Source organism: Bacillus fungorum, from assembly GCF_002746455.1.
Classification (GTDB): Bacteria; Bacillota; Bacilli; order Bacillales; family Bacillaceae_G; genus Bacillus_A; species Bacillus_A fungorum.
This window is the reverse complement of record NZ_NWUW01000020.1, coordinates 1-16000: the sequence shown is the minus strand read 5'-3', so window position 1 is coordinate 16000 and position 16000 is coordinate 1. Positions and strand designations below refer to the sequence as shown.

Sequence of the window (16000 nt, the reverse complement as noted above, 5' to 3'; positions counted from 1 at the left end):
GGGCTATTTCCTATCAACTTATATAAAAAACTAGAGGAAACTGGAGAGGAAGTTATTCATGGTACAAATTAATCCGAAAACACGTATTGGTCATGTTGAATTTAAGGTGATAGATTTAGACCGTCAAATTGCCTTTTACGAGAATGTTGTGGGCTTAGAAGTAATTAAGCAAGAGGAGAATAAAGCGTATTTAGCAGGAAAAGGTGGAAAGAATACGTTACTTGTTCTTGAAAAATTAGAGGACGGGGTACTGCAAGAGCCGCGTACGACTGGTATTTATCATGTGGCCTTTTTAGTTCCGAATCGTGAGGTTTTTGCTTCGGCATTATTTGGTGTAATTCGTAATAAGAACGTAATTGATAGTCCGGCTGAGCAAGAAGGACGTTATACATATTCAAATGAAATTTTACCAATTTCAAGGTTTAATAGTGCAAGTGATCATACGTATAGCGAAGCGTTTTATTTACAAGACTTAGAGGGAAATGGTATTGAAATTTATGCAGACCGTCCGCGCAATCAATGGGGAGAAGGGCCAGGAGGAAGTACCCCGCTTGATTTAAAAGAACTAGCAACGCTTGTTGATTATGAGTTTGATGGATTACCTGCTAATACTGTCGTTGGACACGTACATTTACGAATAGCTAATGTAGAGGAGTCACATGAATTTTATGTAGATACAGTAGGCTTTGAAGTGCAGCAACGCGAAGATGACTGTTTATTCATTTCTGCAGGAGGATATCATCACCATATAGGTGCAAATACGTGGAACGGAGTAAATAATCCGCACCCACCGGCACATGCAACTGGATTAAAAGTGTATACGATAGTAATGCCGCATAAAGAAGCGTTAGATGAAGTGAAAGAAAGAATAGTAGAAAAACAACATGAAATAAATGAAACTAAAAATGGGTTTACAATAGTAGACCCAAGTGGTATTACAGTCCAATTTGAAATAGAAGCAGTATAAAAGAAGCTAGAAAGTGTTTAATCACTTTCTAGCTTTTTTTTGATACGTAATCCAAGTAGCGCAAGGGTTAAAAGGAAAGGATTTTAATAGTTGTTTTACTTGTAGCTCATTACTTCTACTATACTTCTCTATAACAAGATTATTTTCATTGGAGGATTTCTTCATAGCTCAATCCAAAATCTTCTTACTACATTCCCATCTTCCTCAGTGAAATCATCATCACGAAGCCCGCCGTTATGTAAAATTGTTTTTTCAGAAGCTGTATTCACTTCGTTGCAAACGACAAGTACTTTCTTGATGTTTAATTCCTTAGTTTTTTCTAGGGATAATTCTAATAACTTCGTAGCATAACCTTTTCTTCTTTCAGAAGGGCGAATGCCATAACCGATATGACCGCCAGCGTTAAATAAATGTTCGGTTAAACTATGGCGTATATTAACAGCCCCCACAATTCTATTATTATCTGTAACGAGCCAATATGTAGAGTCTGGTACCCAAGATTCAGGAAGGTTTACTCCGTTATGTGCATCGAGTAATTCTTGAATCATAGCGGGGAAGTTAGAAGGGTCTTTTGAAATAACCCACGGAATCATCGTTTCACCGCTATCTTTCCATTCGTTATAAAAATCTAAGTATTCGTCTTGTAAATCGGTAGTAGGTGTAAGCAAAGAGACGTTCATTGTTAATAAGCTCCTTTATTTATGTAGTATTTATAAAAAATTACAATATAAAACGAAAACGTTTTCTAAACTTTCTCAACCTCATTTCATGTAAACTATCTTAGTTTTTAAATGAAAATTAGTGGAGATGTAAAATTAGAAGTTGTTTATTTTATGTTAATATTTAAAATATTAACATAAAATGGTCGGAGTATTAAGTGTATTTTAGTGAAATTCCTTCATATCGATAAGTGGATGTGTGTGATAATTTTTGTTTTATCTATCTATAATGAATGAAAGGGGGAAGGGCTCGTGAGTGCAAATTTTGATTTAATTATACGAATCGGCGTTGCGGGTTTGTTAGGAGCAATAATTGGTATTGAAAGGGAAATTCGATCAAAAGAAGCAGGATTAAAAACACATTTCCTAGTAGCGGTAGGGAGTGCATTAATAATGGTCGTTTCGAAATATGCTTTTTCAGATATTATGAATGAAGAACATATGGCACTTGATCCAAGCCGTATTGCAGCACAAGTTGTTAGTGGTGTAGGGTTTTTAGGTGCAGGGACAATTATTATTCAAAAGCAGGCGGTGAAAGGATTAACGACAGCAGCTGGTTTATGGGCCACAGCAGGAATTGGATTAGCAATTGGTGCTGGTATGTATGTAGTAGGAATTGGAGCGACGATTCTCGTTTTAATTGGTTTAGAGATTGTAAGTCGTATTTTTAAGGTGCAATTTATATTTCCACAAAATATAACGGTGCAAATGTGTATAAATAAACATGAAGCAGTACAACAAATATTAGAAACACTACAAGTGAAAGGCATTCCAATACTTTCATATGAAGTGGAAGCCTCACAGCAAGGTAAAGAAACTGTTTATAAGGTAGGGATGCAACTGAAAAATATATCGTCAGAAGAAAAGAATGAGTTTATTCAGCATATGCAAACCTTACCGGAAGTTACGTTTATAAAGTTAAAATCATAGCGTTGAAAACGATGATAGATGTAGCAGGAATTTCGCTATTATCTATCTTTTTTGATATAAAATGCACATAAAGTCAAGTGTTAATTTTGCTAGGCATGGATACATGTGTATCAGTATGGCGGGGGAACAGGTAATTATACGGTAGAAGTAAAATAGCAAAAGAGAAATCATCTTCCAATGAATGGAAATTATTTTAAACCTATATCAAGTAATGCAGGTTACAATATCAGTTATGAAGATGAAAATTGGTATCTTAATGAATAGTAAAAGGTTAATATTTTAAATGAAAAAATAAATGTAGGTAATGTATCTAATGATATTAAGAAATCAAGTATCAAGAGACCTTATCGTGAAGTTAAGCAGATCTAATCAGTAAATAAGATACAGTCTATGAATTATTATTTCATAGAAATGTGAGTAAAGTAATACAATTTATGTATGTTGGATTTAATTAAAGTACCAGAGTGTATCCGTAAAAATAGATAAACTCTGGTACTTATTATTTTTAAATCATTCACAAAATCAAGGTGATTAATGAGTCAAGTAGCAAAAAAAATATCATTTAAATAACTTTGTCATATTAGCAGGGGATACTAATAGAAAAGCGTGTTCCCTTACCTAATTCACTCTCTATCTCTATATCTCCGTTTAATTCTTTAATAATGCTATAAGCAATCATGGTACCAAGTCCAGTCCCTTTTTCTGTTGTTGAATAGAATGGTAAAGCAATTCGTTTTATTTGCTGAGATGACATTCCAACCCCTGAATCAATAATATCGATTATAATATTCCCTTTTATTTTCTGTATATTTATTTGTAATACTCCACCATTTATCATGGCTTCAATTCCGTTTTGTATGATGTTGTTTAGACAGAGTCTGAATTTTTCGGGGTCTCCATTTATATAAAAGGAATCTGTACTATTTTGTTTGATTTCAACTTTGTATGATAGAGCGAGTGGTGAAATAGTATCTTTCACCTGATTTAAAATGTGATTAATATCTATTTTCTCTTTTAGGGTGTTCTGTGGTTTTGTTAAAGATAAATAGTTATTAATCGTAGATTGTATGTGCTGCATTTCAATTAACATGATTTCTAAGTACTGATTCTGAGGTAGCTTAGAATCGTGTTTTTCATTTAACAATTGAGTGAATCCATGTACCGTGGTTAGTGGATTGTGGATTTCATGTGCAATGGACGCCGCTAGTTCGCTAGCTATATAAAATTTTTCAGCCCGTTGCAGCTTTTCTTTCATTTTATATTTCTCAATCATTCCCTCTATTAAATACACTGATAATAGTACTGTGAAAATATTAATGATTATATAATTTAATAAAAATTCTATGAGAGTAGAGTCTATTTTACCACCTGTATTTATTTGAGTTACAATACCGCAGATAGAAAGTGAAGTTGTACATACTAAAATAAGAAGCAAGCTTAATAATATCTTTTTTTCTTTAACATACATAGGTAATAAGTAACGAAAGAGCATTGTTATAATAGAAATAATAGTAAAGATAATAAATGATGGAAGAACGCCATTTCCGCCTAGGTAAAATCGATAAGAAAGATATAAAATTCCTATAAAAACAATGTTTTTTGTATTTCCATATAGAAAAACCAATATGATAGGAATAAAACGTAAATCATAAATAAACCCAGCATGTAAATGAAAAGGAAAAGTCATACAAAAAATAATAGCAATAGAGGAAAGGATGAAAAATAACAGATTATTACATGTCATTTTTTCTTTAAATTCTAGACAAAATACATGATAGCTAAGGATACAAATTATTATAATAAAGGTATTTAATAAAAGAGTAGAAATTCCCATAGTTTTGCATCTCCGATAGTTTGTATATTGGATTATGTATGAGTTAAACTTAGATGTTTGGTATAAGTAAGTTTTCTATCTAAAAAAAGGAATTGTACTTGAAAATTACTTTTATATTGCTTGTATTGGAATGAATAGGGAAGATAGAAAAACTAATAGATAAAAATTCTATTTAAATTAATATATATGAAATTAGAAACTAACTTTTGTAAAGGTATGATTGGAATTGAGTTACTGGTAAAATAATGTTTTCGGGTGTGAATATTCTGTGAAATAAATATATATGGTAACCGCTATATTGCAGTCTTCGCGTTATAATAACATGGAATTTATCGAATTACAAAGTAAAAATTTCGAAATTTTTTATTAGTGTATTTTATCAGAAATGGAAACGCTATTTATTTGGGTGTTTTGGTACTCAATCGTATGAATTCTTGTTAGAAAAAGACCTTGAAATTTACGAAGGCACTGAAAAAGTGATTGCTTTGAAAAAACAACGTGTATTTTATCAATATATAGAAAAAACAAAGGAGACCATCACCTGTATACAGTAGGTGGTGGTCTCCTTTTTCTTATTAGATGGACTTTTTCAGTGGCCTCAAATTTACATGTTATTTTTTATGAAGCATAATACTGTAGCTTTATCTAGGTCAGTTTCTCAATAACCATTAATGTGTAAAGCTAAAATATATAGGTTTAAAGATATGAATTATTACATAAAAGCGTACTTAAAAAAGAATGTATGATAGTAATAGAATACAAACATCAAGGGGGAACTTAAAATGAAGTTTAATAAACTAGTGCTTAGTTATGGAGTAATTTCAGCATTAACACTCGGTGTGTTAGGGAATAATACTTATGCTAAAGAAGTACATAAAATGAATGATACAATTCATGTAGTTAAACATATTCCTGCAGACATATTATTAACCCAAACAATGGATTATAGTGGAGAGGCTCTTCAAACACGTGATAGAGGCGTTAAACATGGAGATTTTCATGTTATAAGAGAAAATGACATGCCAGCTGTGTTAACGGAACTTGCTTTTATAGATAATGGTATCGATTACAGTAAGTTATCTACAGAAAACGGAAGGCAGATTGCAGCAGAAGCTATTTATGAGGGGATTTTAGATTATTATGAATGGAAAGTGAATAATGTATCTGAATATAGGTTTCAATAGGTAAATGAAAATATAGTAATTCTCAAAATAAAGAATTATATAATTTTTTTGTGCCTTTTTAAACAAATATTTTAAATGCAAATTTAAAACACTTGTTTAAATCGTTATTCTGTGTTTTAATAATATTGATAATAGTTATCAGTAAAAAAAGAGATGGAAATTAGTAAAACAATTGTTGATAGTTATTGTCATAAAGATTAATAAATTTCTACATTGTAATGTTATGAACCTATCTCTAGTATTGAGAGCTAAAAATAATACGTTTATATCTATTAAATGTTTAAGAAGGAGTGGCTGTCTGTATGACAAAAGCAAAAGGAATAGCTAAAAGTGTTGCGGTAGCGTCCGTTATTATGTCTGGATCACTTGGTTTGCAAGCAACATCTGCATTTGCAGATTCTAAAGGAACTGTAGAAAATCTTCAAAATGGTGGAAAAGTCTATAATAGTTTTAAAACTACTTATGACATGAAGCAGAATATTAAAAATTCAATAAAGGTTTCTTTTATTGAGGATCCTTACGCAGATAAAAAGATTGCAATTGTTACTACTGATGGTAGTAATATAGATGCTAAATATACAATTAATGGCGGATACTATAACGCAGGTTTAAAATGGCCATCGGCGTATCATACGGAAGCAGAAATAACAAGTGGTGATAGCGCTCAATTTCATAAAGCTGCCCCAGTGAATACAATGACTTCAGCAAAGGTTACTTCTGAAGTAGGGTATACACTTGGCGGAAGTGTTAAAGTTGGGGTAAATGATAAAGGGCCAAATGCTGATGCAAGTATTACAGGTAGCTTTGCTTGGAAAGAAAGTGTATCTTATGATCAAGTAGACTATAAAACGGTATTAGAGACTCACACAGATAAAAAATTAAATTGGAAAGTAGGATTCCAATCGTTTAATTTCCCAGAGTGGGGAATTTATAATCGGGATTCATTCAATACTTTTTATGGTAATCAACTATTTATGAAATCACGTAGTTATAATGAAGGAACGAATAATTTTGTTTCAAAAGATACAGTACCAGCTCTAACAGGATATGGTTTTTCTCCTAATGTAGTAGCGGTTATTACTGCTGATAAAACAGAAGCTACATCAGATTTAAAAATAACAAATCGTAGAATTTCAGATCAGTACAATATTGAATGGGTAAGTTCAAAATGGTGGGGAACAAATAATAAGGATACATATAATGAGTTCTTTACAAACAACTATAAATTAGACTGGAAAAACCATCAAGTTACTCCTGATAACCAAAAAGCCCTTGAAGAACAAATGAGTAGTATCAACAATGTGAATAACCAAATTAACAAAGGAAAAGGGAAATTATCTTTTTCAATGAATGGAAATCAACTCAAAGCGACATCTAGTGATGCCGGTTATGGTATCAGTTACGAAGATAAAAATTGGGGTATCTTTGTAAATGGTGAAAAGGTCTATACGTTTAATGAAAAAACAACTGTAGGTAATATCTCAAATGATATTAACAAGTTAAACATTAAAGGACCTTATATCGAGATTAAACAGATCTAGTCAGTAAATGATGGACGATTAATGGATAATTATCTCATCAAGATACGTGTATACTGGTTTATTTTAAATCTGTATAATGTAACGAAAGGACCAAAGTTTATCTATAAAATAGATAAACTTTGGTCCTTATTATTTTTTTGTTCGCACACGAAATTAAGATAAAATTAGATGTTTTTTGTCTATTCTTTTACTCAATTAGAAAAGAGCGTAAAGTATTTGAAAGCTATTGATGCTACGCAAGGGGATATTGTTTAAAGTAATCAGAACTTCATCGGTTGTTAAGTTACCACTTTAAATATATAATTAAATTTCATTAAAAAGATACTCTATTCAAAGTCCTTATTGGGTTTTTGAAGTGAAATATATACTATTTGAGGTGTGTGAAATGGGGAAATCTCGAGAGCAGACGATGGAAAATATCTTAAAGGCTGCTAAGAAAAAATTTGGAGAGCGTGGCTACGAAGGTACGAGCATACAAGAAATTGCAAAAGAAGCGAAAGTGAATGTTGCTATGGCCTCTTACTATTTTAATGGGAAAGAAAACCTATATTATGAGGTATTTAAGAAATATGGTCTTGCTAATGAGCTACCCAATTTTCTTGAGAAGAATCAATTTGATCCTATCAATGCCCTTAGAGAATATTTAACGGTTTTTACTACACATATAAAAGAGAACCCTGAAATTGGATCATTGGCATATGAGGAGATTATTAAGGAAAGTGCACGATTAGAAAAGATTAAACCGTATTTCATAGGTAATTTTGAACAGTTAAAAGAAATATTACAGGAGGGTGAAAAGCAAGGAGTTTTTCATTTCTTCTCCATAAATCATACGATACATTGGATCACTTCTATTGTTTTATTTCCAAAGTTTAAAAAGTTTATTGATTCTTTAGGGCCAAATGAAACGAATGATACAAATCATGAATGGATGCCAGAAGACTTAGTGAACAGGATTGTTACTGCATTAACAGATAAACCTAACGTTTGACACTCCACGGCTAAAGCGACAAGCTGACTAATGTCAGTGGGATTCTTGCTACCAAAGGCGAAGTCTATTTCTAGTATCGCTGACGTGCAAGATTGCGGTGTGCCATCACGACTCCGTATCCAGTGCATATAGCAGATACGGCACTCGTTCTATTACCAAACGAGTCAGATTGTGAGTTCTCAAATATGTTTTAGTGTCTTGTGCTTGACGACTAAATACATTTTACAGAGTAGAAGAATTTGTTAATCCAACGTCATATGTATTCTGTTTTCAGAGAAACGACAGCAGATTTAAACAGATTTTATCAAAAAGTGATCAATTTCATTCGTGAAGTAGACTATAATAGGGCAACAGAGAAAATGCAGGTGAATTTAGAAGCTGGCGTAGCACATTCTTACTTTAATAATACGTATGCAAGTATTAAAGTACAGAATTCATCCGGTAGTGTTGTGTACAATAAGGAAATAGTGGGAAATAGACAACAAACTGCTGAAAGCCAAACTGTTCCCGTAAAAGTGGGGGATTACATTGAGTTTACCCATATAGAAGGGGAAGCAGTAAAGGAAAAGACACGAGCTACACTTATTAACCTTGAGAATAATAGAATATATAGGCAAAAAAAGAACCTATCAAGTTACTTCAACGGGTTTAAACAAAATAGATTAACATGGAGAACATTCAAATTATTAGTTAGATGCTAAATAGTCGTTCATTATGAACGGCTATTTGGCTTTTATTTAAAATAAATATAGTGCTCATACTGGCATGGATGTTGGCGTTATTAATTGTAGGATTCTTTCCAAAAAAACGAGGTAGCACAAATAATATGCTAAAGTTAGAAGCTGTTAGTTATAAATCAAAAGATAATTAAACGGATAGTTGGTCTAGATGCATATAATGCTAGTAAAGTTTGGATAGATATATAGGAATAATTTAATATATGAGGGGAAAATAATTAAAAAACTATGTTTGAGAATAAAACTATGTTTAGAGGCAATAGATTTGAGAAAAAAGAAACAGAATAGTAAGGTATTTGTTGATAAATCTGTTATTTCATTACAATATTTTACATATTTGGTATGATGTATATAAGCTTTATATATATTAAGGGAGGAATGGAAATGAAGAGGTTCATAACTCATGCAAATGGTAAAACAATCTTAAAAAAGTTAGTTTTAATGGTGTTGCCAATGGTTCTATTGATTTTGATGATAACACCATCGAATAATGCATCGGCAGCCAATCAATCAAATGCAGGTTTACTAAAAGGTGTGAATTTATTTAATGGAAGTTGGACAGTTGCTATACAGGCAGCAAATTTACAATATGTTTCTGCTGAGCCTTCGGGAAATGTAATAGCAAATCGTAATGTAGTTAATGAATGGGAGAAATTCGAATTAATTCCGACTGGGGAATTATATACGTACGCTTTAAAAGCTAAAAGTAATGGGAAGTATGTTTCGTTTGAGCCAAATGGTAGAGTAGTAGCAGATCGTACATCAATTGGGGCATGGGAAAAGTTTATCTTATATAATGGTGGAGACAATAGGATATATGTATTACAAGCGCTAAGTAATGGTAGATATATATCAGCAAATGGCGGTAGAGAATTAACAGCTACTAGTTATGTAGCTGGAAGCTGGGAAAGATTTGTTATTGTATACCTTTAAATTTTGAAGTGTTATATATCTAAGTGATAATGGCATGTTTAGTTTGTATGAATGCCTAATACAATAAAGTGTTAAGTATTTAATACAAGTGTATATTAACGTGTAAAAGGGCTGCAAGTAATTAGCAGTCCTTTTTGCATGTTAAATGAGGACTTGCTGAGGGTGTAATGAGAAGAAAAAGAACCCTATTGGGTTCTTTTTCAAGGCATATTAACAGTAAGGAGAATCATGAAATGCTACTTCAAATCTTTATTAGGGGAAAGATTTTGAAAAAGCTTAACATACATCTATTTTTACATAAATGTAAGATATAGTAAATTGAGAATATTTATACTTACTATTACTAATATTCAATTAATATAGTTAACACTGTTTTTATAGTGTTAATGAATGTTTAATGCAGTATACATTGGAAAATCTAACAATAGACCCAAGTCAGTAATATATGTCTAATATTCGATTTCATTTGTAAAAAAGCTTATAGTTATATCATTTCAAAACCTAACTAACATTTAAACGATTTTAACTGAAATTGGGTGTGTATTAACTCTTATATGTTAAACAAAAGTAAATAAAATAAACAAAGACCCTGTAAAAAGTACAGGGCCGGATACAGGGTTAAGGGAACGCATAGTTTCTTAAAATCATAATAGCATATATTTTTTGTATAGCTAAAAGAGGATTTTGACAAAATTAAGAACAAGAAAGAAAATATAGTGCTGGAAATTTGATTTGGAATTAGAAACTATGAGCATGTTGATATAGATGAAAACTCTTGAGTAACGTGATCAAATTGCCTTTAGATACGAGGTTTAGATTAGAGGGATAATGGGATCTTACTGAAAAGGAAAAATGTTTTTTAGATTAAAAGAAGAAAAGATACCTTTTGGGTATCTTTTCTTTAGGTATACAGTTCACATATTGCTGAATTAGATACGAAACCATAATTCGATTATGAAGTAAATTTTAACATAATCTAAGCTTAAAAAAATATGTAATATTACATTTTTAGTTTTTAATTGAATATAGAACAGCCACGTAAATAAAAAAGGCATGCAGTCGTATCTGCCGCCCTTTTTAGGAGGAATTCAAGACACCAATAGGACACGTATTGGTAAAAAGATTCAAAAATAGTATATGTGAAAAGAGAAAGTTCTATACCAAAAGTAGCCAGGACCTTATCTTTTTTACATTTTCAAAAATGAAATTCCATCCTTTTTGAAATTAGTACAGCACAAACTTGGTTTGTAATGAAATTAGAAAAAGAATACATGAAAATGGCAGACAACTATTTTGTTGCCTGCCGGTGCCAGTGAATTGAATGAGTTAGTCAATTCAATAAATTGCTATCCCATTACCAGAAGAGTGAAGCCGCTAGTTCAAACGGCTTAGACATAGTTTGTCTAATAAAGAAAAAATTATGAGTAAAGATTTTGTTTGCTCTATATGAAAAGATAAATAGATATTCATCAGACAAGGATAATTTAGCATACCTTGAATAGGGTGTAGGAACGAATTAAAGAAAAGGATGTTTATTTAGGAAGGGACTGAATCAGGAGTGGGGCTTTCGGACAGGGTTTTGGGAGTGGTGGTTGCCTTTGGCATTGCGACTAATATTGTTGCTTGTATAATGGCTGTATACATTCAAAAATATGAGCTAATGATAAATCACCTTACAAATATTTTATTTTTAAAAATGGGTGGCTTTAGGATTTACGTTGGTTGTAATAGAAAAAGGTATTAAGGCAGGATATGACTTTTACACACATGATTATAATGGTGTTAGTAGGTGAAATTCTTATTAAAATATACAATAAAGAAGAGGAAATTACTTTTCTTGTGTATGTAACGAAATCCAGCTCACAGAAAATGTAGAGAAGAGAGGAAAAGGTTATGGGGAAATATAATTAAGTTTATGAAAAAACAGACCGTCTTATTTTGAGAAGGTTTAGTATTGATGACACTAACTACTTACAAGTAACTAATTTAACAACAGGAAAAGCAAGTTATATTATTTGTGTCGTTGAAAAAGAATTACCAAATAATTATGCTTTGGGCAAAACATTAAAGCAAAGAATAGGCTTAGAAAATACCTATTTTAGATTTGAATGTGAATAATCAACAAATAAGGGAAGTACCTACTCTAAGGTGTCTTCCCTTATTTAATACTTTTTATCAATAATCAATATTAACAGAGCCTAATTGCTGAAAGTGAGAAGAATGTTATTCATTCTTCTCACTTTCAGCAATTAGGGTGGCATATTCATCAATATGCATTTGGGTGGAATTTTGGATGAAAAATCCACAAGCATAGTATAACAAATTACGTAAGGTAGATTATATGTAATATTGCATATAGGGAAAGATTCTTCTGTAGAAATAAAATTTATACTAAATTATTAATTTAGTATAAAAAAAGGAATATATTATCGGATTTTATATCTATAACTTATGTATATGTGTTACAATGAAGTTCTCCAATTTATTTTATTCTCCTATTTAGAATTTATGGTTTAGTTATCCTTTACAACAAAATCGGCCGCAGTAAATGATTCATAAATAAAGTGATGCATTTAGAATGGTTCAAAGGCTGTTAAACATAATCATGCAAAGAATAAATTTACGTAGTTACGTTTTAGAGAATTTATTATGGTAAGGATTTCATTCGATTTGAATAGCCCTAAATTAAACTTTTTATCCAATCAAGGTCAAATAATATCTGTTAAATGAAGTATATATTTCATCCATTTTATTGGGAACAATTCGTAGTTTTAGAATTGCTGAATATGGAAAGATAACATATTCGAAAGGAGGATAGATAAAACGCTGCCTGTGAAATATAAATCGCATAATAAGAAAGTACAGATAATAGGATGTAATAGTAGTTTCATTTCGAATGGTATTGTAAATATATGTAGAAAAAATAAAGGAGAAAAATTTAAATAAACTATATCAGTAGTAAAAATGAAAGGGAGAAGTATCTAGTGTTTAATATAAAAGAAAGAATGGGACAAATAAAGCTTAAAACGAAGTTGTCTATGGCATTTATAGTAATATTAATTATACCTAGTCTTATCGTGGGAATAACATCTTATGATGAGTCGAAAACAGATCTTAATGAAACAATTCTACAAACCGCGAAAGATAATGTAAGTATTTTAGATAAAATTATTGATAATGAATTAGAAAATAAACATATAGATGTAACTCATTTTGCAAAGGTACTCACACAAGGTGATTATAATCCTGACCAATCGCAAAATGTACAGAGTAAATTTGATCAATATATACAGTTACATCCAGAAATAGAAACAATTTATACGGCATCCAGTAATAATCAATTTATTCATGCACCTGTTGGAAAAATACCAGAAGGGTTTAATCCATTAGAAAGTAGTTGGTATAAGGATGCAGTAAAAGCCAATGGAGAAATTATTGTTTCATCACCATATAAATCAAAGGCTACAGGAAATATGGTAATAGCAATTGCAAAGCAAAATGCAGACAAAAGTGGTGTCATTGGTGTGGACTTGAATATTGATGATATCGTAAAAACTTCTAAAATGATAAAAATTGGAAAGCAAGGCTATGTATCTATAGTAAGCCAAGATAAAACTATAGTTGTTCATCCATCGCTAAAACCTGGTGAGAAATTAGATAAATCTTTAGCAGATGAACTTTATAAGAAAGAAGCTGGATTAATTACTTATAGCCTTAATGGTGAAGATCGAAACATAAGCTTTAAGATAAACAAAAAAACAGGTTGGAAAATAGCTGGCATAATGCCTATGAAAGAAATTGAAGAGGCTACCAATCCTATTTTTTATAAAACGCTCACTATAATAGGGGCTTCATTGTTGTTAGGTGGAATTGTCATTTTCTTCATTCTTAAATCTATTATTAATCCACTAAGACAATTAGTTATTTCAGCTCAAAGAATTAGTCAGGGAGATTTAACTGAGAAAATAGATATTCGTTCAAAGGATGAACTTGGTCAATTAGGTGGTAGTTTCAATACAATGGCAGAGTCGTTACGTAATATAATTTCTCGAATTAACACATCTGCAGGACATGTGGCTGCTTCATCTGAGGAACTAACTGCAAGCGTAGAGCAAGCGAGTGTTGCGACAGAACAAATTACAAAAGAAATGGAAGAAATCTCAAATAGTGCAGAAGTTCAAAATAATGAAGTTACGTCTGGAGCAAAATTAATTGGTGAGGTAACACGAAACATTCAATACGTAGCTGATAATGCTTCCGAAGTATCGACTTCATCCTTATATACAAAACAGAAGGCTAATGAAGGAGAACAATTAGTAGAACAAACTGTAATGCAAATGCAATCTATACATCATTCTGTTTCTCAATCCGATAGTGTAATTAAATTATTAGATAAGAAATCGCAGCAAATCGGAAGTATATTAGAAGCAATTCAAAGTATTGCAGAACAAACAAATTTATTAGCATTAAATGCAGCAATTGAAGCGGCTAGAGCAGGAGAACAGGGGCGTGGATTTGCAATTGTTGCCGATGAAGTTAGGAAGTTAGCGGAGCAATCATCCGAATCTTCAATGGAAATTGGAAGCTTAATTAATGAAATACAAGCAGATGTACATGAGACTGTAAAAGCTATGAATGAAGTAGGAGTTGAAGTGCAGTCGGGAATTCAGGTTGCAAATGATACAAAACAAAGTTTTTATGAAATTTCAAAATCTGCAAATGATATTGTGTCAAAAGTACATGGTATGGCGGAACTATCAAATAAAATGACAAGTGATGCAATGAAAGTCGATACATCAATTAATCAAATATCTATGGCTGTGAAAGAGAATTCTTCAAGTATGCAAACGATAGCAGGTTCGTCTGAGGAGCAACATGCTTCTATGGAAGAGATAAATTCTTCAGCAATACAATTAGCACAGATGGCGGAAGAACTTCAAGAGTTAATTGGTGGATTTAAGATATAAATTCAGATTCTAGGATATAATACTAGAAAGCGTGTTAAAGAGTGGGAATTTAAAATTTTATATCATAGTAAATAATTATAGTATGTATTTTCTATATATATTTCATAAAAAGATTAACTATTTTAAAAAGAAGAAAGCTACAGAAAAAGTGCAGTTCATATTTCGGTATTTAAAAACCCTCCATTTGGAGGGTTTTTAAATACATTTACATTAAATGTATGGTGGTGCACCACCATACTCGCCAACACTATGAAGGAGCAGGGTAATGTCCATGAGTAGCAATAATATTAGAATTAAATATTTGACTGTCTTCATTTACTTCTTGTAATAATGGTGTAACAACATTGCTTTTTAATGCGATACCATCTGTAAGGCCTTCAAAATAATATAGTAAAATATTCGTGTTTGTTTTTAATTGCAAAGGATGTTCAATCAAATCTGCACTAATATCAAAGATGTTATCTAGTGTATTTTTAAGTTCTTTTAAGTTACTTGTTTGGATCTTTTCAATAGGTTTATCTGTCTTAGTTTCTAATGTCTCTTCATTTAAGGACAAAATTGACACCTCTTTAATATATAACGATTAATTGTATTTATTATTTTTACATGATGGAATTTTATTCACTAATTTAAATAAATTAGGAATAAAAATTATTAATTGAGAGCAAAAAAATAGAGGCACTTTTTTTACAATCTTTGAATACAATCCTGTATTTTGGACATACTCAAATAGAACTTCCTATGGTACCTATTTTTTATGAAGCCATTGGAAGTTGATCCGTTGATTTCCCTATTAAGCCTAGGATCTCAAACGGTGTTCTTTTTTTATACCGCCGTGCTTTTCTACCATTCTTACTAATATCTTGAAAGAGCCTGCTGAGCACTGAAACAGGATGTTGGACAGTATAAAAAAGGGCGGCGTGTATTTTTTTTAGATAAATCTGCACCATATAAGCACATTTCAACTCACTCATTTCTTTTCCTTGTTTCTCCCATAAAAGCCTTCGCATTTGATAAGTAACGCTTGCGACTAAACATAAACGTAAAAGTTGGCCATACAAATGACATTGAAATCGTTCTAGTTTCATTCTTTTACTTACATGAATACGAAATATAGATTTCCATGTTTTAAATAGAATTTCTACTTGCCATCGTAATGAATAAAAAGCATACACCTCTGTGGCTGGCAGTTTCTCT

Annotated in this window: 10 protein-coding genes and 4 pseudogenes; 10 read left to right on the top strand and 4 right to left on the bottom strand. The window is 31.4% G+C overall.

Going from position 1 to position 16000, the window contains the following annotated elements; genetic code table 11:
• Positions 1–58: 58 nt before the first annotated feature.
• Positions 59–967, top strand: a complete 909-nt coding sequence (locus CO726_RS22315; RefSeq protein WP_099685722.1) for a VOC family protein — start codon at positions 59–61, stop codon at positions 965–967.
• Positions 968–1128: 161 nt separating this feature from the next.
• Here the strand turns inward: CO726_RS22315 and CO726_RS22310 are convergent, their stop codons facing one another.
• Positions 1129–1647, bottom strand: coding sequence for a GNAT family N-acetyltransferase (locus CO726_RS22310; RefSeq protein ID WP_099685721.1), 519 nt, complete (start codon positions 1645–1647; stop codon positions 1129–1131).
• A gap of 291 nt (positions 1648–1938) precedes the next feature.
• Between CO726_RS22310 and CO726_RS22305 the strand changes: the two genes are divergently transcribed.
• Positions 1939–2616 (top strand): MgtC/SapB family protein, encoded by a 678-nt coding sequence (locus CO726_RS22305; protein ID WP_099685720.1) that lies wholly within the window; start codon positions 1939–1941, stop codon positions 2614–2616.
• A gap of 177 nt (positions 2617–2793) precedes the next feature.
• Positions 2794–2985, top strand: a pseudogene (locus tag CO726_RS33030) (beta-channel forming cytolysin); the annotation flags it as partial.
• A 211-nt stretch (positions 2986–3196) separates the two neighbouring features.
• Here CO726_RS33030 and CO726_RS22300 read toward each other — a convergent pair.
• Complete coding sequence (locus CO726_RS22300) at positions 3197–4450, bottom strand: sensor histidine kinase (RefSeq protein WP_099685719.1); 1254 nt, start codon at positions 4448–4450, stop codon at positions 3197–3199.
• A gap of 782 nt (positions 4451–5232) precedes the next feature.
• Here CO726_RS22300 and CO726_RS33025 point away from each other — a divergent pair.
• The 7 genes and pseudogenes from CO726_RS33025 (at position 5233) to CO726_RS22260 (ending at position 14803) form a co-directional block, all read left to right on the top strand.
• Positions 5233–5634, top strand: a complete 402-nt coding sequence (locus CO726_RS33025) for an N-acetylmuramoyl-L-alanine amidase family protein (RefSeq protein ID WP_099685718.1) — start codon at positions 5233–5235, stop codon at positions 5632–5634.
• Positions 5635–5936: 302 nt separating this feature from the next.
• Positions 5937–7175 (top strand): hemolysin II HlyII, encoded by a 1239-nt coding sequence (gene hlyII / locus CO726_RS22290; RefSeq protein WP_099685717.1) that lies wholly within the window; start codon positions 5937–5939, stop codon positions 7173–7175.
• Positions 7176–7560: 385 nt separating this feature from the next.
• Complete coding sequence (hlyIIR, locus tag CO726_RS22285; protein ID WP_016080734.1) at positions 7561–8166, top strand: hemolysin II regulator HlyIIR; 606 nt, start codon at positions 7561–7563, stop codon at positions 8164–8166.
• Between the two features lie 323 nt (positions 8167–8489).
• A pseudogene (locus tag CO726_RS22280) lies at positions 8490–8832 on the top strand (putative mucin/carbohydrate-binding domain-containing protein); the annotation flags it as partial.
• A 455-nt stretch (positions 8833–9287) separates the two neighbouring features.
• The gene (locus tag CO726_RS22275) at positions 9288–9836 is read left to right on the top strand and encodes a fascin domain-containing protein (protein ID WP_099685716.1); all 549 of its coding nucleotides are present in this window, start codon (positions 9288–9290) and stop codon (positions 9834–9836) included.
• Positions 9837–11394: 1558 nt separating this feature from the next.
• Positions 11395–11629: pseudogene (locus tag CO726_RS22270) on the top strand (hypothetical protein).
• Between the two features lie 1191 nt (positions 11630–12820).
• Complete coding sequence (locus CO726_RS22260) at positions 12821–14803, top strand: methyl-accepting chemotaxis protein (protein ID WP_136699818.1); 1983 nt, start codon at positions 12821–12823, stop codon at positions 14801–14803.
• Positions 14804–15074: 271 nt separating this feature from the next.
• On the opposite strand, the pseudogene CO726_RS22255 reads toward CO726_RS22260, so the two are convergent.
• Positions 15075–15359, bottom strand: a pseudogene (locus tag CO726_RS22255) (spore germination protein); the annotation flags it as partial.
• A gap of 199 nt (positions 15360–15558) precedes the next feature.
• The coding region (locus CO726_RS22250; protein WP_245916713.1) for a transposase at positions 15559–16000 on the bottom strand (442 nt) is incomplete at its 5' end.